Source organism: Flavobacterium sp., assembly GCF_044339515.1.
In the GTDB taxonomy this organism is placed as follows: domain Bacteria; phylum Bacteroidota; class Bacteroidia; order Flavobacteriales; family Flavobacteriaceae; genus Flavobacterium.
In genome coordinates this window covers 66,929-91,238 of record NZ_JBIIVK010000006.1, presented here as the reverse complement: position 1 = coordinate 91,238, position 24,310 = coordinate 66,929, and the positions used below count along the sequence as shown (strand labels likewise).

The window sequence follows — 24,310 nt, the reverse complement described above, 5'->3', positions numbered from 1 at the left end:
TGCATCAACAAAATAAATTGTAAATGAAAACCTATAAAACTAAAAACACTTGCAAAAACGTTTTTGCAAGTGTTTAATTTATTTATTTTTGTCTAATAATCTGTATCGATTATTTAGGACTAGTCATTGTTTTACATATTTAAATCTCAGTACCTCAGCAACTCAGAGCCTTAGCTCCTTATCGCTGCATATTTTTTGCCTCAATACTCATCGTAGCATGTGGGACCAATTTCAACCGTTCTTTAGAGATTAATTTACCGGTTACTTTGCAAACGCCATAGGTTTTGTTTTCCACCCTGAAAAGAGCATTTCTCAAATCGCGGATAAACTTTTCCTGGCGAATAGCCAATTGAGAATTCGCTTCTTTACTCATCGTTTCACTACCTTCTTCAAATGCTTTGAATGTAGGTGACGTATCGTCGGTTCCGTTATTCAAATCATTCATATAGGCACTTTTTATCAATTCTAAATCATTCTGAGCTTTCTCAATTTTTTTTAGGATAATTTCTTTGAACTCAGCCAAATCGGCTTCTGAGAATCGTACTACTTCATCTGTCATATTAATCTATTTTGAAATTATTATTAGTGTTTTTATGTCATCAAACTCAATTTCCGTACCATTTTCGAGATGGTCTTCAAAAACGAGCAATTCGGTTAATGTTTCGGACTTTATATACGATTCATTTGCAGTGATGGCTTCCTCTAAGATACCATTTTTCAACAATTGAACCTTTATTTTATCGGTTACTTCAAAACCACTGTCTTTTCTCAAATTTTGAATACGGTTCACCAACTCTCTCGCAATGCCTTCTTTTCGCAATTCATCTGTAATCGTAATGTCTAAAGCTACAGTAATTCCGTTTGCATTAGCCACCAACCAACCCGGGATATCTTGCGAAGAAATCTCCACATCATCTTGTGTTAAAGTTATTGAATTTCCTGAAATAACAAGCGAATAGCTACCCGTACGGTCTAATTCAGCAATTTGTTCTTGTGAAAAACCTTGTATCTCTTTGGCAATCAATCCCATATCTTTCCCAAAACGAGGCCCTAAGGCTTTGAAATTCGGCTTGATTTGCTTCACCAATACGCCTGAAGCATCGTCTAACAACACCACTTCTTTCACGTTTACTTCCGCTTTTATCAGGTCAGAAACCGCTTCAATTTCAGCACGCTGATGTTCGTCAAGTATCGGAATCATTACCTTTTGCAACGGTTGACGCACCTTTATCATCTCCTTCTTGCGAAGCGATAAAACCAACGACGAAACCGTCTGTGCTTTCATCATTTTACTCTCCAACGATTTATCAACATATTTTTCAACATAATTCGGAAAATCGGCCAAATGTACGCTGTCAAAATTTTCTGAATGTGTTGCCTGTGTTAAATCTCGGTAAAGTCTGTCCATATAAAACGGAGCTATCGGAGCTGATAATTTAGCCACAGTAATTAAACAGGTATACAACGTTTGATACGCCGCAATTTTATCGGTGCCGTATTCGCCTTTCCAGAATCTTCGTCTACACAAACGCACATACCAGTTACTCAAATTCTCCTGAACAAAATCAGAAATCGCTCTCGCTGCTCTGGTGGGTTCATAATCGGCATAACTTTCATCCACCAACTGTACCAACGTTTGCAATTCCGATAAAATCCATCGGTCAATTTCCGGTCTTTGAGTTAGAGGAACTTCTGCTTCTTGATACGTAAATCCATCAATGTTTGCATACAACGAAAAGAACGAATACGTATTATACAACGTGCCGAAAAACTTTCGTCTAACCTCAGCAACTCCTTCAATATCAAACTTTAAATTATCCCACGGATTCGCATTGGCAATCATGTACCAACGTGTCGCATCGGGACCAAAATCGCTTAACGTTTTGAACGGATCAATCGCATTACCCAAACGTTTCGACATTTTTTGCCCGTTTTTATCCAAAACCAAACCATTCGAAACCACATTTTTATAGGCAATTGTATCGAACACCAACGTTCCTATGGCATGTAAGGTATAAAACCAACCACGGGTTTGATCGACACCTTCTGCAATAAAATCAGCCGGAAAAGCTTCGTTATTGTCAATTAAATGCTTGTTCTCAAACGGATAATGCCATTGTGCATACGGCATCGCTCCACTGTCAAACCAAACGTCAATCAAATCGGTTTCCCGTTTCATCGGTTTGCCGGAAGGAGAAACCAACACAATTTCATCTACTACATTCTTGTGTAAATCCACTAAATCGTAGTTTTCCTCACTCATGTTGCCAATTTCAAATCCTTTAAACGGATTTTCTTTTTGAAAACCGGCTTCTATTGATTTTTCAATGGCATGATACAATTCTTCTACCGAACCAATTAAAACTTCTTCCGTTTTGTCTTCTGTTCGCCAAATCGGGAACGGAATGCCCCAGTATCGGGAACGGGACAAATTCCAGTCGTTGGCGTTCTTCAACCAGTTGCCAAAACGACCTTCTCCGGTAGCTTTAGGTTTCCAATTGATGGTGTCGTTCAAATCAAACATACGGTCTTTAATTTCAGTTACTTTGATGAACCACGAATCCAACGGATAATATAAAATCGGTTTGTCTGTTCGCCAACAATGCGGATAACTATGGACGTATTTCTCTACTTTGAAGGCTTTATTTTCTTCTTTCAACAAGATGGCAAGTTCCACATCCGCAGAGCGTTCCGGAGCTTCACCTTCGGTGTAATATTCATTTTTTACATACTTCCCGGAAAAATCACCCAAACCTTGAATGAATTTCCCTTGTAAATCCACCAACGGAACCGGATTTCCGGCGGCATCCAACACCAACATAGGCGGTACTTCCGGAGTAGCTTCTTTCGCCACTTTCGCATCATCCGCACCAAAAGTAGGAGCCGTATGTACGATTCCGGTACCGTCTTCCGTCGTCACAAAATCGCCTGAAATCACACGAAACGCATTTTCAGGATGTTGATACGGTAAAATCCATGGCAATAATTGTTCGTAGCGAATGCCTACTAAATCCGCTCCTTTGCATTCGGTTAAAATTTGGTAGGGAATATTTGGTTCTTTATTTATGTCACCTGAATCTATTTGTGTGTGTATTGAAGCTTTTTCTGTTTCTGTTAATTCAATCTTTCTTTTTAATTTATGGAATGCCGTATATAATGTTGCATACTCATTAAATTCTTTCTCTGTTTCAATTGATTTGAATTTTTTATCAAACTGTTTACCCACTAAATTCTTTGCCAACACCACATTAATCGGCTCAAACGTGTATTGATTAAACGTTCTCACCAACACATAGTCAATCTTTGGTCCAACCGTCAAGGCCGTATTACTTGGCAATGTCCAAGGGGTAGTCGTCCAAGCTAAAATATGAATATCGCCAAACCCTTGTAAAAAGCTGGGTAACGTTTCCGGTTTTGTTTTAAATTGAGCCACAACGGTGGTATCCGTCACATCTCTGTAACTACCCGGTTGGTTCACTTCATGTGAAGACAGTCCTGTTCCCGCCTTAGGCGAATACGGCTGAATCGTGTAGCCTTTGTATAATAAATCTTTATCGTAAATCTGTTTCAACAACCACCAAACCGACTCCATGTATTTGGATTTATAGGTTACATACGGGTCGTTCATATCCACCCAGTAGCCCATTTTTTCAGTCAAATCATTCCACACGTCGGTGTATCGCATGACGGTGCGTTTACAAGCTTCGTTGTATTCGGCAACGGTAATTTTGGTGCCGATGTCTTCTTTGGTAATGCCCAATTCTTTTTCCGTACCCAATTCTACCGGCAAACCATGCGTATCCCAACCCGCTTTTCGCTTGACTTGAAAGCCTTTTTGGGTTTTATAACGGCAAAAAATATCTTTAATCGCACGAGCCATCACGTGGTGAATACCGGGTAAACCATTGGCTGAAGGCGGACCTTCAAAAAACACATACGGTAGTTGCCCTTCACGGCTGGTGACACTTTGTTCAAAAATCTGGTTTTCCTTCCAATACTTCAGCACTTCCGTGGCCACGGTTGGCAGGTCAAGTCCTTTGTATTCAGCGAATTTCGTACTCATTTTTTCTCGTTCTAAAAAATCAATTTGCGAAAGTAAGGATTTTTGGGATAATATGGTAAAATAATGTGGCAATGTGGCAATGTGGCAATGTGGCAATGTGGCAATGTGCCGATGTGCCAATTCGGCAATTGGGCAATGGAGCAATGAGTCAATTAGTTGAAGGATAATTTTAGAAGTGCTTACTGTATTCAGCGTGTTCTGTGTTTTCTGTGAGAGAAAATAGCGAAGCTGAAATCCTCACCCCCGACCCCTCTCCCAAGGAGAGGGGAGCGAAACCGTTGAAATAACTACTAACATTCAAGTTTAAATGGTATCACTATTTTTTGTGACTTTGCTCCCGAATTTTCGGGATTGCGAGAAAATCAAAAAGAGAAGTGTCCTTATGCTCTTAGTACCTCCTTAGTGCCCTTCGTAGTTAAAAACATCAAGAAAAAAAACTAAAAAATTAACCCTATTAATCCGCTTCCATCCATTACAGCGAAGCTATCAAAATCCTTGAAAATCCATTTAATCCTCTCAATCCGTGTTCCATAAAAAGCGTAGCGTCCCTTTACTCTCAGTGCCTCCTTTGTGCCCTTCGTGGTAAAAAACCTCAGCACCTTAGCCCCTCAGAGCCTCAGTACCTAAGAAGAAAAAACCTCCCCCAACACCTCCAACGACTTCGGCCTCCTAAACCCATCCAAATGAAACGCATAATAATCCAACAAAATTTTAAGCAAAACCTTTCGCTCTGCCGCCACAAAACACTTGCCTTCGCTGTTGAATTTTAGTTCAATCAACTTCTTAAACAACATCGTTTCGTGTTCCGAGAGGCAACTCACCCCGTGATAGTGCGTAAAAACCCCTTCTGTCAGTTCAAAATAAGACGCGTCATCTTGCGACACATCCGGATAAAATCCTAAAAAGCGAGTCATCCCCAACAACAAAATCAAGTGAAAATTCACCACCTCATCGTGGCCATCCAACCAAAGCAAAGCCGTTTCTAAATAATCAAAAAAAGCTTCGTTCTTCTCTTCCTCTTGGATGCAGTGGTGTAATACTTCCGACAGAAAAAGAGCCATCGAACTTTTGACAATATCATTGTGCAAACTCACAAAAGGCTGACTGATGCGAATCTCCTTAAAATACTCCAATTTACCTTGGTTTTTGTGCGTCGCCTCTATTTCCAACAACGTCAAGGGCTGAAAATACCCAATTTTCTGCTGACTCTTGCGAGCCGAAAAAGCGTTGGGTACAAAGTAACTTTTTAACCCATCCGTACGTGTCAAACACTTCACAATCAGGGATTTTTCCTGATATTTTAAGGCTGAAATCACGAGGGCTTTGGTTTTAACTTGCATGATGTAAAAGTAAACGATACAAACTAGGTTTCCAAAAGTCTTTCCTCCCAAAAAAGCAGTCTTCTTCTGTGCTTTCTGTGCTTTCTGTGAGAAAAAAAATAGCGAAGCTATCAAAATCCGTTCAATCCGCGTTCCATTAAAAAAAAAGCGGAGCGTACCCAAAACTTTGCGTCTTTGCGACTTTGCGTGAAAAAAAGCGAAGCTAAAAAATCCGCGTTTTGCGGAGCAAATTCGTTTAATCTGTGTTCTATTAAAACATTTAGAATCCTCACCCCCAACCCCTCTCCAAAGGAGAGGGGAGACGAGACGTTGAAAATACTGCTAACATAGCAGATTTTAATCCGTTTCAATCCATTACAGCGAAGCTATTAAATCTGTGAAAATCATTTAAATCCGTTTAATCTGTGTTCCATTAAAACATTTAGAATCCTCACCCCCAACCCCTCTCCAAAGGAGAGGGGAGACGAGACGTTGAAAATACTGCTAACATAGCAGATTTTAATCCGTTTCAATCCATTATAGCGAAGCTATCAAATCTGTGAAAATCATTTAAATCCGTTTAATCTGTGTTTCATTAAAACATTTAGAATCCTCACCCCCAACCCCTCTCCAAAGGAGAGGGGAGACGAGAAGTTGAAAATACTGCTAACATAGCAGATTTTAATCCGTTTCAATCAATTATAGCGAAGCTATCAAATCTGTGAAAATCATTTAAATCCGTTTAATCTGTGTTCCATTAAAAAAGCGTAGCGTCCCCAAAAATTTGCGTCTTTGCGACTTTGCGTGAAAAAAAGCGAAGCTATAAAAATCCGCGTTTTGCGGAGCAAATTCGTTTAATCTGTGTTCTATTAAAACATTTAGAAACCTCACCCCCAACCCCTCTCCAAAGGAGAGGGGAGACGAGACGTTGAAAATACTGCTAACATCGCAGATTTTAATCCCTTTCAATCAATTATAGCGAAGCTATCAAATCTATGAAAATCATTTAAATCCGTTTAATCTGTGTTCCATTAAAAAAGCGAAGCGTCCTTGTGCCCTTTGCGACTCTCCTTTGCGTTCTTCGCGGTTAAAAAAAACGAAGCTATTAAAATCCGCTTTCCACTTAAAAAAAGCGTAGCGTCCTTGTGCCCTTTGCGACCCTCCTTTGCGTTCTTCGCGGTTAAAAAAAACTACTCCCCCTTAAAACCCCGCACCGCCTCCGTTGCCTCAAGAATCGTAAACCCACTCCAATACTTCGGATCATACTGCCGCTTCACATCATAAAAAATATACCCCGGCTGAAAAGGCTTCACCTCTCCCTCCTGCGGCTCCATTTCCACAGCAATAATTTCATCCGACACACCTGTGGTCATTTCAATCAAAAAATTAAGCTTCATTTTCTTGCGTTCACTTCTTTTCGGATGATTTTCCGTAAAAGAGAGACTGCGGTCCACATACACATAACTCGCATTATACGTTTTAATCAACTGCGGATAATACGTGCCCGTGGGTGATTTCTTCATCAACACCTCCATCTTATTGTCAAACGAATTGAATTTTACGCCCAGCATCCACTTGAGGTTCAGTTTAAAATCACTTTTTTCAGGAGCCAGTTCGTACTTATAATACACTAATCCAAAATCATCGGTATTTATAAAAAGTTCGCCCACATATTTGGCTTTGTTTCTATCGGGACGAAACGTGAGGTGATAACACTCCATGCCGTTGATGATTTGCGTACCCTGAAGCGTGTACTCATAACGATCTTGCTTACTGATAAAATCCCGATGGCCTATAAAACCATACCCCAAGGCATAAAAACCGTTACTGTTTTTCAGCGTGTCGGCGGCATTGGCATCACTGCTGATTTCCTTCATCGAAGCCTTTTTTTCCAGTGGAATAATGCCGGAATTAATGCGATAGGTATACGGTGATTCCAATTGCTTAAACGTATGTTCAAAAAATTTATCCTGAAAATTATCCATGTTCAAGCCGTCGCCATCAATTAATTTCAGGGCTTTGAGGTGGTTGGTCACCATGCCTTTTGGTGTGAGGTACACATCGGTCATGGTTTCGGTAAAACCGGTGATTTCTTTGTTATTGAATTTTTTTTCAAACGCTTCTAACTTTTCCTGCAGTTCTTTTTTGTTGGCAAAACTGATTTTTTTGAGGTCCACTTCAAACCGTTTGGGCACATACGTTTCTTTGCTTCGGCTAAAATACCGCACCCGAACACCGGACACCGCATGGTTTTTACTGCTGTTCTCCACATACTTTTGTAGAATTTGCGAAGCCGTTAAAGTGGGGCCCAGCACCACTTCTTTCAGCAACAGCGAAGAAGGTTCCAAAGCAATCACCGGTTGCCGTAGCAAGTCGTTGATAGTCATTCGGGTTTCCTGATAGCCGATGTGCGAAATTTGCACGAACGACTCCCCTGTAAAATCCTTTTGCAAGAGCGAAAAATCGCCTTCCTGATTGCTAATGACGCCATAATTGGGCGAAAGTTGCACCGAAGCATACCCGATGGGCTCTTGCGTTTGAGCATCTACAATTTTGCCTTTGAGCACCTGAGCAGAAAGAAAAGAACACCAAAAACAGCCGGTAAAAGCCAGTAAAAACAGCGTAACAGTAGATTTCATATTGGTTTTTGTAAGGTTTCTACCGTAAACTTACACAAAAGGAAAAGAGGTTGGTGCGGTTTTAAATTTATTTTAAGGTTTTACTAGTGTGGAAAAAATGAAAAACGAAGCAAATTAGACACCGCATTTCGACAATCAAACCACGCAATCAAAGGCTGTAATGTTGTCATTGCTCCGCCAATTCGGGCCAAGCTTTCGTGTCCGATGCAAAAGAAATCTCACCTCCATCTTGTCATTGCTTCGCCAATTCGAGCTAAGCTCTCGTGTTCGACGCAGGAGGAATCTCACCCTTTCTTGTCATTGCTTCGCCAATTCGAGCAAAGCTCTCGTGTCCGACGAAGGAGGAATCTCTAAAACCCACCCAATTATTCCAAAATGGAATAGCAAATTCTAATTCCGAATATTGTATTTTGGAATGATGTTTTATTAATTCAATTAGAAAGACTGAATGAAAAAAAATCACATGAACTATTTTTAATTTTAAAAATCAGTAAATTTGATAAAAAGACTTTAGAATATGATAACTAATAAAAATAAACATGAAAATTATGAAATCTTAAATTTATTAGGCTATGGTTTGGCAAAATTTGATAATGCATTTATTCATCAATTTGGTTTCAAAACAAAAAGTTCATTTTTTAATTATTTTGTAGAAATTGGTATTGTAGAAACCGGTAGTGTAGTCAAAAACAGAATGGATTTATTTGATCCTTTCTTTGAAAACAACCGAAAAGGATGGTGGCAAAAGGGGGATGCATACATTCATCGAAAATTTTTAATCGATAGTTTGTTTGGCAATGAAAATGTAGTTGGTTATTCTAATATTGTCAAACTTTATTTAAAAGAAAATTTTAATTTGAGTAATTTTATTGTTGATGTAAAACCTATTGTAAAATCAAGGTTTAAAAAACTTCAGGAAACCGGATTAGAGGCTGAGCTGTTTTTTATTAATAATTACAATTCCATAGATATTTTTAGAAATGGGATAATTGAAGATGCTAGATTATATGGAGATGGTTATGATTTTCAAGTTAATGTAGATAAATATTCATATTTAGCAGAAGTTAAAGGAATTAGGGCTAAAAAAGGTAGATTTAGACTTACAGAAAATGAATATGCTAAAGCAAAAGAGTATCAAAAAGACTTCATTATAACTTTGGTTTTAAATTTAGATGATATCCCCAAATTTGTTACGATAGACAACCCACTAAAAAACCTCAAATTTGAGGAAAAGATTATAAAATCAAAAGAAATTAAAGAGTATCATTTAATTTCTGATATTAATTAAAAACACCATTTGAATATGACTGAATTTTCAATTTTATATGTTCCAACAGTTCAAAATCCTCCAATTGAACTTAAAGATATCATTTATAATTGTCCTGTTTGTGATCATGAAATAGAGATTGATATAATTGTTGATGAAAAAAGCTTAATTAAATGTGAAGTTTGCGATCATGTGATTAAACTTGAAATAAAAAAGATTTAATAATAATTTTATTTATTAAAAGTTTATTTTCAATAAAATTTCCTTTTTTGACAGATCGGATATTAATTCCTACATTAGCCTTTCCATAAAAGCCGTTGTTTATGAAAAACAAATACGTTGATTTTATCTCCGACGAACACTTTTTAGAATGTGTGGCCAATCTGCATAACGCTTATACTAAAGCGAAAAACAATTTGACCAAAAAGAGTTTTTACAGCAACAAAGTGGACACTGTCAAACTCACATTCGATGCAAAATTTAATAGCATTGACGAAGAAAGTTTGATAAAAGGAGAAATACTTCGCCAAATTGATAAGTCAATAAACAATTCAATCGGTACTTTTCACGAACAAATTTTAGGAGGAATAAAAGGTTTTGAAGTTGGAAAATTAAGTGGATTTGACATTAAGGCAAATGACGACACCCTATTTGCAGATATTAAAAACAAACATAATACTATGAATAGCAGTTCGGCTGAAGCTTTGTTTCAAAAACTAGCTCGTTATGCTGACACTTATAAAAAATCAAAATGTTATTGGGTTCAAATCTTAGCAAAAAGTAGTTTTTGCGAATTATGGCAAGGCGAAATCAACGGTAAAGAATATAGTCATAGTAGGGTTTACAAAATTTCTGGTGACCAATTTTATGCTTTACTTTCTGGTCAACAAGATTCTTTTTATCAGCTATATAAAAAACTGCCTCTAGTTATAGCCGACTATTTAAAAAGTATTGAAAACACAAATGCAGTGAATGAAAACTCAGCTTTAGAAGAAATCAACAAGGAAACCAAAAAATCTAAAAGAACGGTTTTAGATCAAATTACCTTTGAAAACTATGGTTTTTATTTGGGTTTTGATAAACTGTAATACGCGTTCAAAAACTTCACAATCGAATAACCTACTTCTTTACCTAAATTCACTGGAACCGCATTTCCAATTTGTTTATATTGTTGAGCGATAGAACCCGCAAATTGCCAATCATCAGGAAAGGTTTGAATGCGTGCATATTCACGAACCGTAAAAGGTCTCGTTTCTTCTGGATGGCAACGTTCCGTTTGTTTTTGAGCTGGGCTACACGTTAACGTTAAACAAGGTTCATCCCAACCAATTCGGCGAGCGATACCTGTTTTTCCACCGCCTAAATGAAAACTTCCCCCCATAAATTCTTTTTGAATGGCGAGTGGTAAATCACGCCAATAGCCTTTTGGTGGTACTAAATCCAACACTTCAATTTTACTTTTGGGATATTTTGCTCCCTCTGATTTTGGCACATCGGTGTTGAACAAATCGCCTTTTTTTAATGCATCGCTTAAGTTATAAATACGTTTGTAGGGTTTTGGATATTCGTACTTTAACCCAATATCTTTTCGAATCCCAACTAAAATTAAACGCTCTCGTTTTTGAGGCACATTGTAATGAATAGCTTTTAGTACCTGAACAGGCACTACGTTATACCCAATTTCATCTAAAATAGAAATCATTCCTTGCAAGGTTTTTCCATTATCGTGACTTAACAAACCACGTACGTTTTCACCAATGCAAATGGGTGGATTCACTTCTTTAACCACACGAGCAAATTCATAAAAAAGTGTACCACGAGCATCAGCAAGTCCTAGTTTTTTTCCAGCATAACTAAAGGCTTGACAAGGAAAACCACCTGTAACCACATCTACTTTATCTTTGTATTCATTAAAATTAAATTGTTTAATGTCTCCTTCCAAAACATTCCAGTTAGGTCGGTTATTTCTTAGGGTTTGACAAGCCCATTTATCCACATCATTTAAGGCCACACATTTCAATCCGGCTTTTTCCATTCCAACCGCTAAACCACCTGCTCCTGCAAATAATTCAATTACGGTATATTGGTTATCTGGTTCTACAAAATTTGAAACCGTTTCTTTGATTTTGTAATCAATAAAACCACCAAAAAGTGTATCTAAATCTGATTTTCTATATAAACGGTAATTACTCATTGGCTCACGAACAGCATTGAGTTTACCTTCATTATCCCATCTTCGGAGGGTTTCTTTGCTTTTGCTTATATATTCTGAAGCTTCAGATAATGTCATTAAATCATCCATAACCAAATTGTTTAACCTTATACAATGGTTACAAATTTAATAGAAAAAATGACTTGCCAAAATAAAAAGAATTTTAATTTTAGTAATTTTATGAACAGATATTCACAATAATGATTCAACACAAAAAATGTACTTGCAATGAAGACGCTTGGGAAGAAATTGTCGTTAAAAACGATGATTACTTTCCTAACAAAACAGTAATATATTATCACTGTGATGACTGTGGCGAAGATTTCAGAATTGAAGATTTTGAAACAGGAGAAGAATTATTTATAGAAAAGATAATAAATCATTAATCATATACAGATAACCAACTTCACCCAAAAAAGTGTAAAAACCCACGCTTATTTCACCAAAAAAATTATCTTTGTGTGTGTAGCGGTATTTTATTTTTTATCGGTGCGGTTTTACTTCCTTTTTTTGTTTTCCCCTTTTAGTAGTTCATCATTATAGTATAGGTATAGTACTTGTATAGTACTGCTAAACTATTCGTATGGCATACCATCCCCTGATCAAAGCAGTATCAAAGCCTGATAAAAGTCGTAGTAAAGCTATATTGAATGCATATACAAAGCTATTTCACCTTGCCTTTTAAACTTTTAAACCAAAAAAACACAAAAGTTTAACCATTATTTCCCTCCACATAGCTTTTAAAATTATTCAAAATCGCTTGCCAACCTGCTTTTTGCAGGTCCACCGGATTTTGATTTTCAGCTTCAAAAACAGTGGTAACTTGAGTTGTGTTGCCAATCTTTTCAAATAATGTGGTTACTTTTCGCCCGTCTTCCAACGTATAAACCAATTTTTCATTCGGAATAACTTCATCGTACACCGCTCTAAAATCAAAACCAAAACTGCCGTCTTTGGCTTCCATTCTTGAAAAATAGGTTCCGCCCACAATTGGATTGTTTTCTGCTTTTGGACAATGCCAATCATCAGAAGCAAAATTCCAATTGACAATATGTTTGGAATGGGTATAGTGTTCCCAAACCATTTCCGGTGATTGATTTACCGTAGCTTCAATCGTAATTTGTATTACTTTCATAGTAGTATTATTTCCTTTTTCGCAACCCCTTTTAAACTTTTAAACCCTTAAACTTTTAAACCTCAGCACCTCAGCACCTCAGAGCCTTTCCAACCTTCCTTTCCTCTTCACAATATTCTTATAATCCCACTGAATGGTTTCCGCCTTTTGAAGCCAGCGTTTCAAATCTTCGGAATTAATTTCGGAAACAGAATTGAAGAAAATCGAGGCATCTTTAAACTTTTGCCCGCGAACAGCCAATTGTGCTTCTTCAAAATCGGCACCACTCCAAAACATCAATCGGATGCCGGCTTTTTGCTTGCTGAAACCCACAATTGGATTACCGTCAATAAACCAAACCGGATGAGCATGCCAGATTTTTGATTCAGTAAAAGCCAAGTGCGTATCAATCAAATGGACTAACTGATGTCCGATATCCTTATCTTTTTCCTCCGATAAACTTTCTATATAGTTGGAAATTGGTGTTTGCATCGTTTTATTGCATGGAATACAATCCAAATGTATTGTTTTCAGAATCAATACACAAACTGATAAAACCATGTTCACCAATAGACATTTTAGGACAATGTACTTTTCCGCCAGCTTTTTCAACGCGGCTTTCTTCCACGTTACAATCCTCACAAGGAAAATAAACAATGGTGGAAGTGTTCGCGGGATTATTGGTTCGGGCTTCTTTCATTTGCACCAAAGCACCGCTTACACCTTGGTTTTCAGAAGATGAAAAACAAGACATTTTAAAATCATCGCTACCATCCGGAGAGTCCATGTCATGAAAATCGGTTCCTAAAACCGTTGCATAGAATTTTTTTGCACGTTCCAGATTATCCACATAAATCTCGAACCAACAGACTACATTTGTGTTCATTTGTTTATTTATTTAAAGTTGATTAACAAAAATAAGAAGTCTCTTTTAGAATAAACTTGCCTTATGACAAGAAATTTACTGGAAAAGGGATAAGCGAATTTAATTAAAAAAAGAATAAAAATTTTTGTAACTCTCCTTATTAACAAATTTGTTGATTTTGCCCCTTAAACAGCTATTTCTCTACCGGCACGTGAGAATGATGTAAGACTTCCTTTTAATAGTATAAAGCCTTTTTTACTAAAACGGTTTAATTTTATAGTTAGACTTAAAAACAAACCTAATTATGGAAACAGTGCAATTTTTAGACGATTATCCCACAGCTTGGTGGTTACTTTTAGCCTTAATTTTAGCGGTCGTATTTGGAATTTTATTTTGGATTTTCACTGTAGATAACACTATCCCTTCTGAAACAAAAAGTACTCCCTTTTTCACACGGTTTTTTAGACGATCATTCAAAAGAAAATCGTATCCCGATCATTCGCAAGACATCGATAATAAAAATTCGGCGAGTAAATTTAAGTAGGCTGAATCAATATTTTTTATGAATTATTATGTGTTTTGGTTGTTTTTTTAAGGGTATAAGTTTTATTATTTAACTTTTTTATTATTTTTACCCCTAAAAAAAATAGGGTTAATTATGAAAATAGAAAAACGTTGGATTATTTTTTTTATCTTAATCAGCATCGCAGCAATTAGTGGTTTATTTTGGGAAAGTACGCCCGCTACAGAATCAGCCATCTTTAATTCTGCCGACACCATTGTCACCGCAGATGTGGCTTGGTTACTCACTTCCTCTTGTTTAGTTTTACTAATGACGCCCGGTCTTTCCTTTTTTTATGGTGGAATGGTAGGTAAAAAGAATGTGATTTCCACCATGTTGCAAAGTTTTATCTGTTTGGGTGTAGTATCGCTTCTTTGGGTCATTGTAGGATTCAGTTTAGCTTTTGGTGATTCGTATGGCTTTACCATGAACGGACAACATTATGGTTTAATCGGGAATCCGTTTCAATTTGCTTTTATGGACCAAGTAGGTGTTTTACCTCATGCCAAAATGGCTTCCACCATTCCGTTCATTCTTTTTGCTCTGTTTCAAATGAAATTTGCCGTCATAACGCCGGCCATTATTACCGGTTCGTTTGCAGAACGCGTTCGGTTTATATCCTATTTGTTATTCATTTGTTTGTTCACTTTGTTTATTTATACGCCGCTGTGCCACATGGTTTGGCATCCCAATGGTTTGTTAGGCACTTATTTTGGCGTAAAAGATTTCGCCGGGGGAACAGTGGTGCACATGAGTGCTGGTTTTGCCGCCTTAGCCGGTGTTCTGGTATTAGGCAAACGAAAAAACAGCGATCATATTCCTACTAACATTCCGTTTGTGTTGCTGGGTACGGGAATGCTTTGGTTTGGCTGGTTCGGATTTAATGCCGGTTCTGCTCTGGCAGCCAATGCAACGGCGGCGATGGCGTTTGCAACGACAACGGTTGCTTCGGCATCGGCTATGCTGACATGGATTTTCTTTGATCGATTAAACGGTAGAAAAGTTTCGGCCATGGGAGCTTGTATTGGTGCGGTGGTTGGTTTGGTTGCCATCACACCCGCTGCAGGATTTGTGACTATTCCGCAAAGTATATTCTTTGGTTTTATAGCCGCAATCGTTTCCAACAAAATGTTGTATTGGAAAAAACTAAAATCCATTGATGACACTTTAGATGTTTTTGCCTGTCACGGCGTAGGCGGAATAATGGGAATGATTTTAACCGCTATTTTTGCCCAAGGCGAGAATGCCAGTTTGTTGCACGGCGGTTGGGGCGTTTTTAGTCACCATATGATTGCGTTGGTGCTAGTGGCGGTGTTCACTTTCTTTGGCTCAATGTTGTTATATAAAGTCACCAATTTTATTATTCCACTTCGTGTTTCGGAAGAATCAGAACAAATCGGTTTGGATGTGTCGCAACACGATGAGCAATTTTAATACTAAAAAAATGGGTAATTAATTTACCATATAAGTCATATAAGTTTGAAATGCTTTAGTCTTATATGACTTATATGGTTCAAAATTTAATTATTTTCTTTTGTTAATTCCTTGTAAATTACATCCCATGCTTTGTCTCGGATAGCTTTTTTATCATCTACGGTAAATCCGGCGGTGGGAATAAATTCGTGGACTTTGGCTCGCATTATCCCGGGACTTCCACTAAAAAAAGTATAGGAAAACCGTTTTTTGTTGTCATAAAATGTCATCGGAACAATGGGTATTTGATGCTCAATCGCCAATCGGAAGGCACCATCTTTAAAGTCTGCTAACACGATTGACTCGTCTTCCGGCACCAATCCTTCGGGAAAAATACAGATGCTTAAGCCTTGATTTAATCGTTTTTGGGCTCTTTGATAAACTTCCATTCTGCTTTTCGGACTGTCGCGGTCCACCAAAATACACGTTCGTTTATAGAAAAACCCGAATAACGGGATTTTGGAAAGCTCTTTCTTCCCCACAAAAACAAAGGGGTTTTTGGCGATAATCAACATCAACATAATGTCGGTCATGGAGGTATGATTAGCGACCAACATATAACTTTCTCCCTTTTTAAACTCTTGTTCACGAACAATTTTGGGATAAAATCCCATGGCGTAGAGAATTCCCCAGGCCCAAAGCTGTGCCAAACGGAAGAAAAACGGATACCATTCTTCTTTTAAAATAGAAATGATTAAAAGCGGAAAAAGCAGAATGATAATGGATGCCAACACGATATAAAACCATATCCGCCAAAGCAACCAAAAAAGTAGTTTAACAATTTTCATGAAGCCAAATGTAAGGAAAGCAAAGTGATTTTAAAATCATAAAAATAAGTTTATTCCCGTATTAACTAAACAATTGAGATTTTGAAGACCCTAGATTTGGTTTGCAGACCAAATGAACACAAGGTTATATTATGAAATTTTACCGCAGATTCGCAGATTAAAAATGAGTTAAAATCTGAGAATCTGTGGCAAAAAAATTTTTAACCATAATAAGTAGTGGTGTTTTTCAAAAACTTTCCGAAATTTGCGTTTTTACAACCCATTCCTTATGCCAAAAATATTAACCGGAATACAAGCCACCGGAACACCCCATTTAGGAAATTTATTAGGAGCGATTTTGCCTGCAATAGAAATGGCAAGCAAACCGGAAAACGAATCGTTTTTGTTTATTGCCGATTTGCACTCCATTACACAAATTAAAGACGGCGAAAATCTTCGTCAAAACACCTACAGTGTGGCTGCAACGTGGTTGGCTTGCGGGTTAGACATCAATAAAGCTGTTTTTTACCGTCAAAGCGATGTGCCGCAAACGGCAGAATTAGCTTGGTATTTGAGTTGCTTTTTCCCTTTTCAACGATTGACATTGGCTCATTCCTTTAAAGACAAAGCCGACCGTTTGGAAGACATAAACGCAGGTTTATTTTCCTATCCAATGTTGATGGCAGCAGATATTTTGTTGTATGATGCCGAAGTTGTTCCGGTGGGAAAAGACCAATTGCAACATTTGGAAATTACCCGTGATGTAGCTTCCCGTTTTAATCACCAAATGGGCGAAACATTTGTGCTCCCGGATGCTCAAATTCAAAAAGAAACCATGTATGTCCCCGGCACCGACGGACACAAAATGAGTAAATCCAGAGGAAATATTATCAATATCTTTTTAGATGATAAAGCCTTACGCAAACAAATTATGTCGATTGAAACCGACAGTAAACCGCTGGAAGAACCCAAAGATACCGAAACGTGTAAGGTTTTTGCTATTTATAAATTAGTGGCTTCTGCAGAAGAAGTTCAGCAAATGACCGCCAATTATTTAGGTGGAAATTTCGGCTACGGTCATGCCAAACAAGCCTTGTATGAATTGGTTTTGGAGCGTTTTAAAACGGAAAGAGAAAAATATCAATATTATATGGCAAACTTAGCCGAAGTGGATAACGCTTTAGCCGAAGGAGCTGCCAAGGCGGGGAAAATTGCCGATGGTGTTTTGAAACGCGTGCGTAACAAATTAGGATTTTTATAAGATGAAAAAATATATCACGGTTTTTGTTCTTTTCTTTTTTGCTTTTGGTTTTAGCCAGAAGCAGGAACCGGTGTATATTTTATTTAACCAAAATGAAACAACAAGCTGTCAATTTCCGGTGAAGCGAGTGGAGCCGGTTAAAAAGATTAAACTGGATTATTCGCAAAAGAGACATCGTAAAATCAACATCACTCGGTTTATTTTATGCCGAAATATTTTTGTGTTTGAATTCAAAAAAAATCATTTTGAAACGGTCGATGGTTCAGTAGTAGCCGGTTATAAAATGATTACGTTAGACGAAATGATTTCCCGCGAGGAAGAAGAAAAATTTAAAAAAGACATCAATCAACTTTTTCCAAAAATTTATATCATCGAAGCCATCGAAAACGGTCAATATGCCAAATATGAGGTGGTTTGGGAAAAATTGCAGTAATTAAATCGCTTCAAACAATTTTCCCGGTAACGGACGAACAACTCCTTTCAATTCCATATTCAATAAAATCCCTGATATTTTATAAATGGGAAAATCGCATTCCAAAGCGATAATATCCATCTGTTCTTTGCCTTTTTTCAACAGATAATCATAGACTTTTTGTTCATCTTCCTCCAAGGAAACAAACAATTGTTTTTGAACTGATTTAGTGGGTTTTGCATCCAATTCCCAATTCAAAATATAAATCAAATCGGCTGCCGAGGTGAGGAGATGAGCCCGTTGGGTTTTAATCAAATTGTTGCAACCCAAACTATATTTATCGGTAGTTCGTCCCGGAACCGCAAATACATCGCGGTTATAATCGCCGGCTAACGTTGCGGTGATGAGTGAGCCTCCTCGCTCGGCACTTTCAATCACGATGGTCGCTTCTGAAATACCGGCTACGATACGATTTCTTCTCACAAAATTTTCTTTGTCCGGATTCGAAGAACTCCAAAACTCGGTAAAAAAACCGCCGTTTTGCTCCATTTTAGCGATGTACTTTTTATGCGATTTAGGGTAAATTTGATTCAACCCGTGAGCCAACACGCCAATGGTTTGCAGGTTGTTTTCCATGGCTGCCTGATGAGCGACAATATCCACACCATAGGCGAAACCACTCACAACTACCGGGTTTAAGGGTGATAAATCTTCAATCAGCTTTTTGCAAAAATCAATGCCGTAACTCGTGATTTGTCGAGTTCCAACAATGCTGATGGTTCGTTTGGAATGTAGATCAATTTCCCCTGAAGAAAACAAAACGGTTGGCCCATCGATACAGTGTTTAAGACGTTCAGGATACGCTTCATCTAAAAAAGAGCAGAAAGTAATGTTTTCGCGTTCAATGAATTTTATTTCTTGTTCGGCCAATTTAAAGACGGATACATCAGTTAGTTTTTTAATCAAAACCTCCCCGATACCCTCGATGGTTGCTAACTTGTTCTTTTTAGTTTGAAAAACCTTTTCTGCAGAACCGCAGTGATGAATGAGTTTTTTGGCAACAATGTCACCAACACCTTCTACTTGAAGCAACGCAAGCGTGAAATATAATTCAGAATCTGTCATGGCGTATAATTGAATTTCAAAGAAACATCTTTTTTCTATTTCTTAAAAATTTTTGACAAAAAAATTACACAAAAAGTGAATTTGGATTACTTTAGAAAAGCCTGTAAGAAATCTAATTCAATGAAGCCGAAATAGTTATCAATTTGCCTTAAATTGTTAATAAAATTTGTGGATAAAATTTTGATTCGGCAGTTGAATATTTTTTCTTTGTTGCTATGAGAATGGAGCAGTATATATCCCAATTATTATATCGGTACCAGTGTGTTACGGTTCCTGGTTTTGGTGCGTTTTTAACTGAAAACCGTTCGGCTAATCTTTCTGAAGACACGAACACTTTTTATCCGCCAAAAAAAGTAATTTCATTTAATTTTCATTTAAAAAACAATGACGGTCTTTTGGCTAATCACATCGCTCTTGCAGAGAAAATTGATTATGAAAAAGCCATTGCTTTGATTGAAGAAGAAGTAACATCTTGGAAATATACCATTCAAAAAAGTGAATCCATTTTGCTTAAAAACATTGGTAAACTTTCTTTAAACAGTGAAAGTAGTTTGCTTTTTGAACCGGCAGACAGTTTAAATTATTCTACGCATTCTTTTGGTTTAACTTCTTTTGTTTCTCCACAAATCAAACGCGAAACGTTTAAAAAAGAAGTAGAACAATTAGAGGAAAAAGCTCCAATTCAATTTACACCTGAAAAAAGAAGTAAATCAAATCCTTGGATTAAATATGCAGCCATTTTTGCTGTTAGTTTAGGAATCACAGGTGCTTTGGGTAAGCAGTGGTATGATTGGAATGAAAATAAAATTGCAACGGAGACATTATTAGTAGAAAAAAGCGTTCAACAAAAAGTAGAAGATAAAATTCAACAAGCAACTTTTTTTATTGAAAGTCCGATTCCATCTGTTTCTATGAATGTGGAAGAAGAAAGCGATAATTCATTTCATTACCACATTGTAGCCGGAGCTTACAAAGAAGAGAGAAATGCTGAAAGAGCTCTACAATCCTTAAAAGAGTTGGGTTATAATGCCAAAAAAATAGCTCCGAATAAACATGGTTTACATCCTGTAATTTATGGAAGTTATCCATCAATTGAAAAAGCTCAAACCGCTTTACAATCCATTAAACAATCGCACAATAAAGAAGCTTGGATGCTTGTTTTATCGTTAGAACAATAAACCCTTTGCCCGAACAATCTTAATTAAAGCTTCACTTATGGGGCTTTTTTTATTTGGAATAACTCCAAAAGATTCAAGGTTGTTTTTTTACCTTTGCAAAAAAAATTCAACATGCAAGTAAAATATCCTTCTGACTCCATTACAACGTTAACTGACGTTGTTTTGCCTGGTGAAACCAATCCGTTGAATAATCTTTTTGGTGGAGAATTACTCGCCAGAATGGACAGAGCGGCTAGTATTTCTGCACGACGTCATTCCAGACGAATTTGTGTGACGGCCTCGGTGAATCACGTTGCATTTAACAAAGCCATTCCTTTAGGCAGTGTGGTAACCGTGGAATCAAAAGTTTCAAGAGCTTTTAACACCTCCATGGAAATTTATATTGATGTTTGGATTGAAGACCGTGAATCCGGAAACAAAACCAAAGCCAACGAAGCGATTTATACTTTTGTGGCGGTAGATGAAACAGGAAATCCTATTCCGGTTCCGCAAATTGAACCACAAACAGAATTAGAAAAGCAACGATTTGACGCCGCTTTGCGAAGAAAACAATTGAGTTTGGTGTTAGCCGGAAAAATGAAGCCACACGATGCTACCGAATTAAAAGCATTGTTCGTTTAAATAAAAGAGCCTGAAAATTTAAAACTTTCAGGCTTTTTGATTACATATTATACAGCCAACTTTGCGGATTTAAGAAAGAGTCATTTTGCAGTACCGAAAACTTGATTGCCGTTTTTCCGGTAGATTCGTTGGTACGGATTCTTCCGATGGTTTGTTTTAAACCGACTTTATCTCCTTTGTTTACAGAAACGGTGCTTAAATTTTGATACACTGTGATAAAATCACCATGCTTAATATAAACCGCTTTATTTATGGGAGATAAAACCTGAATAAGCATCACTTCTCCAGCAAAAACAGCTCGGGCTGAAGAGCCTGATTCTGTCGTAATTTCCACACCATTACTGTGAATTGTTAAAGACGGCTGGACCGGATGTGGTTGATTACCAAATTTTAAAGAAACAAATCCTTTTTCCACAGGCCAAGGTAGTTTCCCTTTATTGGCTTTGAAATTATCCGACTCTATTTTGCCTTCAGCGGTTAATACAATTTTTGTGGGAGATGAACCTGTTGATTTTGTTTTTGTACCCTCTTTTTTGGCTGTTTTTTTATTTTCAGCTGCGATAGCATCACGAATTGCTTTTTGAATTTTCTTGTCGATATCTTTTGCCTCTTGTTGCTTCTTCTTGATATCGGCAACAATTTTCTTTTGGTCTTTTTTGATTGATTTGACCAATTTTTCCTGTTCTTGCTTCTCTTTTACAAGAACTAATTTTTCTTTTTCTTGTTCTTGGATGATTTTTTCTTTTTCAGATTTAAGTGCGGCTAATTTTACATTGTAAACCTCTAACTCTGTTGTTTTTACTTTAATTTCATCGCCTTGGCTTTTTCTATAACCGGCATATTGTTTCATGTATTGGACACGCTTGTAAGCTTGTGTAAAATCTTTAGACGACAGTAGAAACATTGCTCTGCTTCGTTCGGAACGGCTCTTGTATGATTTTACAATCATGTTCGCATAATCTTCTTTAAGAGCCTCTAGTTCTTTGTTTAATTTGTTGATTTTTATTTGATTGGTATAAATATCATCGGTGAGCAATTTTGCTTGTTTTTCATTGGTTTGAATCAATTTTTCGCGTAAATCAATCTTTGCTTTTTGCTGTTGAATGACGTTAACAACCGACTTTTCTTTTTTCTTATTCTCCTGCAAAATGCGTTCATTTAGTCTGATTTCTTCCAACAATTGTTCTTTTCGCTTTTCCAATTTCTTTTGAGCATCCGTTTGTGCAAAAAGAATTGAACTTGAAAGAATAAGCAAAAATGTCAATACCGACTTTATCATGTTTGGAGCTTTAATTTTCTATAAAAATTTGTTCATAATCACTGGGCACACTGTACGGAAAAGAAAGTTCTTCATTAAATGTAACCGAATTATAGTCTAACGAAATGGTGTTCTTCTCATTTTCCTGACTGGCTTCAATTAGAATGTTTAATGGTAAAATGGCTTCCGCATATTCTTTATGGTTGGGATAATATACGTTCAACTTTCTATTTTTAGCTACTTGTTCAATTTCTTGTCGTTTGATTAAAAAATTGGACGCTTCAAAATAGAAAGACTTTACGTTTTGCTTGTCATTAATGTCTTTCAGTTTGTATAATTTATTTTCAATCGTGTTTGCATATTTACCTTTTCGCAAATCGTCCATCGCCTGACCGATGAGCATGTTTTGCACTTTATAAAAATCTAAATCGGTTCCGAGCCAATTGCTTAAAGTAGTATAATCGCCTTCAAAAAACTTGCCTCCGTTTTTCTCATAGTATTTCACTTCAGTGGGCGTAATTAAACCTTTCGCCATTGTTATCCCTAAAAAACGAATGCTAACCAAAATCATTTCGTTTTTTTTAATTCTGATTTCTGCCGAAAAACTCAACGATTGATTTTTGTCTTTGTATTTTGCATTCGCCCGAATGTATGCCGTTGAAAAATCTTTCTTAACATCATAATGGTTTTGAATGATATTTTGTGTGGCCAAATCATCGGAAGCATTTGCTTCGACTAATCCTTTTTTAGCTTTACATCCAACCAATATAAAAACAAGTGCTAAGGCGAATACAGACTTTTTCATTATTTAATTTCTTTTAAAAGTTTGTCGGCTTTGATAAAATAACTTTCTTTTTTCTTGGCGTCGCCCAGTCCATGGTATGCTTCTCCTAATTGAATATAAAAATTAGCTTCTAAGGATTTATTATCGACAATATAATCTACTCCGGATTCTAATTGATCTTTTGCTTTTTTAAAGTTTTTCAGTTGATTATTAGCCAAACCGGCATAATAATACAAATCAGGTTGCAAGGGGTAGAATTCAACTTTCTCTTCTGCGTTTTTAGCTAAAATTTCAAATTGATTATTTTGTGCATACGCATTAAAAAGCAAAAGCGTGTTATCTAAATCATCCGGATTGGATTTGGCATATATTTCATAATATTTCACTGCATTCACCCAATCACTTTTTTGTTGGTAGAATTTGCCGACTTCTTTGGCCACTTTTACTTCTCGATCGTTATTGAAGTAAGTAATCGCATTTTCTAACTCAGCGGAAAACGAAGGATTGTTTTTGGTAAAAATTAAAAACTCATTAAAAACTCGGTGTTTTATTTTTCGGTCGATTTTAGGACTTTTTAAAATTTTATGCATCGCCGAAGCAGCATTATTCCCATCATTCTTATCAATATTAAATTTAAACAAGCTGACTTGTGCCCAATCAGAATTCGGAATTTCCTTTTCTAACATTTTAGCAATTTCCAACGCTTTATCTTCTTGATTATTCTCTGAATATAAATAAATCAACGCCACATAATTATCTTCCTCTTTAGGATTGTTCTTAATGGCTTGCAAAAGTTTTTCGGTTTCCTGTCCTTGGTAGCGAGTGGTTGTTTTTATCTGACTGCGGAATTGTTCTCTAATTTCTGTTTTGCCTACTGTTTCTGTCAATTCATTAATTAACTTTAAGGCTTCATCATATTGCTGCGTAAACATATACAACGGAACCAAATCTTCTTTATACTCTTTTTTGAATTGGATAAGCTTTTTCATGATGACAATCGCATTTGTATAATCGCGAGTGGCATAAAAAACATCATATAAACCCACCCAATACCAACGGTTATTCGGATCTAATTGTGTAGCTTTTTCAAAACTGTCGTTAGCGTTTTTATAGTCTTTTTGATAGAGGTAATTTTTTCCCAATTCAAAATGTACTACCGGATTATTGGGTTCTAAGGATAAACATTTTTGCAAAGCGGTTATTGCTTTATCATAATTTTCAATCCCTTTCTCTCGCAAAGACTCGTAAAAAGCCACCTGAAATTCGCTTGTTTCCAATGCAATGTCTTCCGGCTCTTCTTGAGAGAATGTGGTTATAGATTGGAAAAGAATTCCAAGGAAGATTGTGATATGAAATATGTATTTTATCATTTTACCTCACCCCCAGCCCC

General features: G+C 36.8%; 24 protein-coding genes. 10 read left to right on the top strand and 14 right to left on the bottom strand.

The features are described from left to right. Positions 1–178: 178 nt before the first annotated feature. The 5 genes from ACIQ0M_RS02920 to ACIQ0M_RS02900 form a co-directional block, all read right to left on the bottom strand. The gene (locus ACIQ0M_RS02920) at positions 179–559 is read right to left on the bottom strand and encodes a TraR/DksA family transcriptional regulator (protein WP_396149545.1); all 381 of its coding nucleotides are present in this window, start codon (positions 557–559) and stop codon (positions 179–181) included. Positions 560–565: 6 nt separating this feature from the next. Further along, positions 566–4,063 carry an isoleucine--tRNA ligase gene (ileS, locus tag ACIQ0M_RS02915; RefSeq protein ID WP_396149543.1) on the bottom strand — a complete coding sequence of 1,166 codons (3,498 nt, stop codon included), beginning with the start codon at positions 4,061–4,063 and terminating at the stop codon, positions 566–568. A gap of 623 nt (positions 4,064–4,686) precedes the next feature. Next, a complete protein-coding gene (gene recO / locus ACIQ0M_RS02910; RefSeq protein ID WP_396149541.1) occupies positions 4,687–5,403 on the bottom strand; it encodes a DNA repair protein RecO in 717 nt (238 codons plus the stop codon). 1,169 nt (positions 5,404–6,572) lie between these two features. After that, positions 6,573–8,021, bottom strand: coding sequence for a carboxypeptidase-like regulatory domain-containing protein (locus ACIQ0M_RS02905; RefSeq protein ID WP_396149539.1), 1,449 nt, complete (start codon positions 8,019–8,021; stop codon positions 6,573–6,575). 253 nt (positions 8,022–8,274) lie between these two features. Continuing rightward, complete coding sequence (locus tag ACIQ0M_RS02900) at positions 8,275–8,484, bottom strand: hypothetical protein (RefSeq protein ID WP_396149537.1); 210 nt, start codon at positions 8,482–8,484, stop codon at positions 8,275–8,277. 54 nt (positions 8,485–8,538) lie between these two features. Here ACIQ0M_RS02900 and ACIQ0M_RS02895 point away from each other — a divergent pair, with 54 nt between their 5' ends. From ACIQ0M_RS02895 to ACIQ0M_RS02885, 3 genes are all read left to right on the top strand, one after another. Next, entirely contained in the window at positions 8,539–9,309 is a 771-nt protein-coding gene (locus tag ACIQ0M_RS02895; protein WP_396149535.1) for a DUF3883 domain-containing protein, read from the top strand. 15 nt (positions 9,310–9,324) lie between these two features. Continuing rightward, entirely contained in the window at positions 9,325–9,510 is a 186-nt protein-coding gene (locus tag ACIQ0M_RS02890; protein WP_396149533.1) for a hypothetical protein, read from the top strand. 101 nt (positions 9,511–9,611) lie between these two features. Further along, complete coding sequence (locus ACIQ0M_RS02885) at positions 9,612–10,376, top strand: Eco47II family restriction endonuclease (RefSeq protein ID WP_396149531.1); 765 nt, start codon at positions 9,612–9,614, stop codon at positions 10,374–10,376. Here ACIQ0M_RS02885 and dcm read toward each other — a convergent pair. Continuing rightward, positions 10,352–11,590, bottom strand: coding sequence for a DNA (cytosine-5-)-methyltransferase (dcm, locus tag ACIQ0M_RS02880; protein ID WP_396149529.1), 1,239 nt, complete (start codon positions 11,588–11,590; stop codon positions 10,352–10,354). The genes ACIQ0M_RS02885 and dcm overlap by 25 nt on opposite strands. 110 nt (positions 11,591–11,700) lie before the next feature. Here dcm and ACIQ0M_RS02875 point away from each other — a divergent pair, with 110 nt between their 5' ends. Further along, positions 11,701–11,886 carry a hypothetical protein gene (locus ACIQ0M_RS02875; RefSeq protein WP_396149527.1) on the top strand — a complete coding sequence of 62 codons (186 nt, stop codon included), beginning with the start codon at positions 11,701–11,703 and terminating at the stop codon, positions 11,884–11,886. A 326-nt stretch (positions 11,887–12,212) separates the two neighbouring features. Here the strand turns inward: ACIQ0M_RS02875 and ACIQ0M_RS02870 are convergent, their stop codons facing one another. From ACIQ0M_RS02870 to ACIQ0M_RS02860, 3 genes are all read right to left on the bottom strand, one after another. Further along, on the bottom strand, positions 12,213–12,635 hold the full coding sequence (locus tag ACIQ0M_RS02870; RefSeq protein WP_396149525.1) for an SRPBCC family protein: 423 nt from the start codon (positions 12,633–12,635) through the stop codon (positions 12,213–12,215). A gap of 78 nt (positions 12,636–12,713) precedes the next feature. Continuing rightward, complete coding sequence (locus ACIQ0M_RS02865) at positions 12,714–13,106, bottom strand: DUF1801 domain-containing protein (RefSeq protein ID WP_396149523.1); 393 nt, start codon at positions 13,104–13,106, stop codon at positions 12,714–12,716. Positions 13,107–13,110: 4 nt separating this feature from the next. Beyond that, complete coding sequence (locus tag ACIQ0M_RS02860; protein WP_396149520.1) at positions 13,111–13,500, bottom strand: VOC family protein; 390 nt, start codon at positions 13,498–13,500, stop codon at positions 13,111–13,113. Positions 13,501–13,783: 283 nt separating this feature from the next. Here ACIQ0M_RS02860 and ACIQ0M_RS02855 point away from each other — a divergent pair, with 283 nt between their 5' ends. Beyond that, complete coding sequence (locus ACIQ0M_RS02855) at positions 13,784–14,023, top strand: hypothetical protein (protein WP_396149518.1); 240 nt, start codon at positions 13,784–13,786, stop codon at positions 14,021–14,023. A gap of 114 nt (positions 14,024–14,137) precedes the next feature. Further along, on the top strand, positions 14,138–15,475 hold the full coding sequence (locus ACIQ0M_RS02850) for an ammonium transporter (RefSeq protein ID WP_396149516.1): 1,338 nt from the start codon (positions 14,138–14,140) through the stop codon (positions 15,473–15,475). An 86-nt stretch (positions 15,476–15,561) separates the two neighbouring features. Here ACIQ0M_RS02850 and ACIQ0M_RS02845 read toward each other — a convergent pair whose 3' ends face one another. Beyond that, on the bottom strand, positions 15,562–16,302 hold the full coding sequence (locus ACIQ0M_RS02845) for a lysophospholipid acyltransferase family protein (RefSeq protein WP_396149514.1): 741 nt from the start codon (positions 16,300–16,302) through the stop codon (positions 15,562–15,564). 268 nt (positions 16,303–16,570) lie between these two features. Between ACIQ0M_RS02845 and trpS the strand changes: the two genes are divergently transcribed. Next, positions 16,571–17,542, top strand: coding sequence for a tryptophan--tRNA ligase (gene trpS, locus ACIQ0M_RS02840; protein ID WP_396149512.1), 972 nt, complete (start codon positions 16,571–16,573; stop codon positions 17,540–17,542). A gap of 1 nt (position 17,543) precedes the next feature. Then, the gene (locus ACIQ0M_RS02835; RefSeq protein WP_396149510.1) at positions 17,544–17,975 is read left to right on the top strand and encodes a hypothetical protein; all 432 of its coding nucleotides are present in this window, start codon (positions 17,544–17,546) and stop codon (positions 17,973–17,975) included. Here the strand turns inward: ACIQ0M_RS02835 and dprA are convergent, their stop codons facing one another. After that, a complete protein-coding gene (dprA, locus tag ACIQ0M_RS02830; RefSeq protein WP_396149508.1) occupies positions 17,976–19,079 on the bottom strand; it encodes a DNA-processing protein DprA in 1,104 nt (367 codons plus the stop codon). 221 nt (positions 19,080–19,300) lie between these two features. On the opposite strand from dprA, the gene ACIQ0M_RS02825 reads away from it, so the two are divergent. Further along, positions 19,301–20,257 carry an SPOR domain-containing protein gene (locus tag ACIQ0M_RS02825; protein ID WP_396149506.1) on the top strand — a complete coding sequence of 319 codons (957 nt, stop codon included), beginning with the start codon at positions 19,301–19,303 and terminating at the stop codon, positions 20,255–20,257. Positions 20,258–20,368: 111 nt separating this feature from the next. Continuing rightward, positions 20,369–20,878: an acyl-CoA thioesterase gene (locus ACIQ0M_RS02820; RefSeq protein WP_396149504.1), complete on the top strand. Its 510-nt coding sequence runs from the start codon at positions 20,369–20,371 to the stop codon at positions 20,876–20,878. 40 nt (positions 20,879–20,918) lie between these two features. Here the strand turns inward: ACIQ0M_RS02820 and ACIQ0M_RS02815 are convergent, their stop codons facing one another. The 3 genes from ACIQ0M_RS02815 to ACIQ0M_RS02805 are packed head-to-tail and all read right to left on the bottom strand — an operon-like array spanning position 20,919 to position 24,290. Then, the gene (locus ACIQ0M_RS02815; protein WP_396149502.1) at positions 20,919–22,157 is read right to left on the bottom strand and encodes a murein hydrolase activator EnvC family protein; all 1,239 of its coding nucleotides are present in this window, start codon (positions 22,155–22,157) and stop codon (positions 20,919–20,921) included. A 10-nt stretch (positions 22,158–22,167) separates the two neighbouring features. Continuing rightward, positions 22,168–22,941, bottom strand: coding sequence for a DUF4292 domain-containing protein (locus ACIQ0M_RS02810; RefSeq protein ID WP_396149500.1), 774 nt, complete (start codon positions 22,939–22,941; stop codon positions 22,168–22,170). Further along, positions 22,941–24,290, bottom strand: a complete 1,350-nt coding sequence (locus tag ACIQ0M_RS02805; RefSeq protein WP_396149498.1) for a tetratricopeptide repeat protein — start codon at positions 24,288–24,290, stop codon at positions 22,941–22,943. Before ACIQ0M_RS02805 ends, ACIQ0M_RS02810 begins: the two co-directional genes overlap by 1 nt. Between the last annotated feature and the right edge of the window lie 20 nt (positions 24,291–24,310).

Bases quoted from the DNA above. Each gene is read 5' to 3' on its own strand.
- ACIQ0M_RS02810 (WP_396149500.1), bottom strand. From the start codon at position 22,941: ATGAAAAAGTCTGTATTCGCCTTAGCACTTGTTTTTATATTGGTTGGA.
- ACIQ0M_RS02920 (WP_396149545.1), bottom strand. From the start codon at position 559: ATGACAGATGAAGTAGTACGATTCTCAGAAGCCGATTTGGCTGAGTTC.
- ileS (WP_396149543.1), bottom strand. From the start codon at position 4,063: ATGAGTACGAAATTCGCTGAATACAAAGGACTTGACCTGCCAACCGTG.
- ACIQ0M_RS02845 (WP_396149514.1), bottom strand. From the start codon at position 16,302: ATGAAAATTGTTAAACTACTTTTTTGGTTGCTTTGGCGGATATGGTTT.
- ACIQ0M_RS02860 (WP_396149520.1), bottom strand. From the start codon at position 13,500: ATGAACACAAATGTAGTCTGTTGGTTCGAGATTTATGTGGATAATCTG.
- ACIQ0M_RS02865 (WP_396149523.1), bottom strand. From the start codon at position 13,106: ATGCAAACACCAATTTCCAACTATATAGAAAGTTTATCGGAGGAAAAA.
- dprA (WP_396149508.1), bottom strand. From the start codon at position 19,079: ATGACAGATTCTGAATTATATTTCACGCTTGCGTTGCTTCAAGTAGAA.
- recO (WP_396149541.1), bottom strand. From the start codon at position 5,403: ATGCAAGTTAAAACCAAAGCCCTCGTGATTTCAGCCTTAAAATATCAG.
- ACIQ0M_RS02905 (WP_396149539.1), bottom strand. From the start codon at position 8,021: ATGAAATCTACTGTTACGCTGTTTTTACTGGCTTTTACCGGCTGTTTT.
- ACIQ0M_RS02875 (WP_396149527.1), top strand. From the start codon at position 11,701: ATGATTCAACACAAAAAATGTACTTGCAATGAAGACGCTTGGGAAGAA.
- ACIQ0M_RS02825 (WP_396149506.1), top strand. From the start codon at position 19,301: ATGGAGCAGTATATATCCCAATTATTATATCGGTACCAGTGTGTTACG.
- ACIQ0M_RS02850 (WP_396149516.1), top strand. From the start codon at position 14,138: ATGAAAATAGAAAAACGTTGGATTATTTTTTTTATCTTAATCAGCATC.
- ACIQ0M_RS02815 (WP_396149502.1), bottom strand. From the start codon at position 22,157: ATGATAAAGTCGGTATTGACATTTTTGCTTATTCTTTCAAGTTCAATT.
- ACIQ0M_RS02885 (WP_396149531.1), top strand. From the start codon at position 9,612: ATGAAAAACAAATACGTTGATTTTATCTCCGACGAACACTTTTTAGAA.
- ACIQ0M_RS02870 (WP_396149525.1), bottom strand. From the start codon at position 12,635: ATGAAAGTAATACAAATTACGATTGAAGCTACGGTAAATCAATCACCG.
- ACIQ0M_RS02890 (WP_396149533.1), top strand. From the start codon at position 9,325: ATGACTGAATTTTCAATTTTATATGTTCCAACAGTTCAAAATCCTCCA.
- ACIQ0M_RS02835 (WP_396149510.1), top strand. From the start codon at position 17,544: ATGAAAAAATATATCACGGTTTTTGTTCTTTTCTTTTTTGCTTTTGGT.
- ACIQ0M_RS02820 (WP_396149504.1), top strand. From the start codon at position 20,369: ATGCAAGTAAAATATCCTTCTGACTCCATTACAACGTTAACTGACGTT.
- dcm (WP_396149529.1), bottom strand. From the start codon at position 11,590: ATGGATGATTTAATGACATTATCTGAAGCTTCAGAATATATAAGCAAA.
- ACIQ0M_RS02855 (WP_396149518.1), top strand. From the start codon at position 13,784: ATGGAAACAGTGCAATTTTTAGACGATTATCCCACAGCTTGGTGGTTA.
- ACIQ0M_RS02805 (WP_396149498.1), bottom strand. From the start codon at position 24,290: ATGATAAAATACATATTTCATATCACAATCTTCCTTGGAATTCTTTTC.
- trpS (WP_396149512.1), top strand. From the start codon at position 16,571: ATGCCAAAAATATTAACCGGAATACAAGCCACCGGAACACCCCATTTA.
- ACIQ0M_RS02895 (WP_396149535.1), top strand. From the start codon at position 8,539: ATGATAACTAATAAAAATAAACATGAAAATTATGAAATCTTAAATTTA.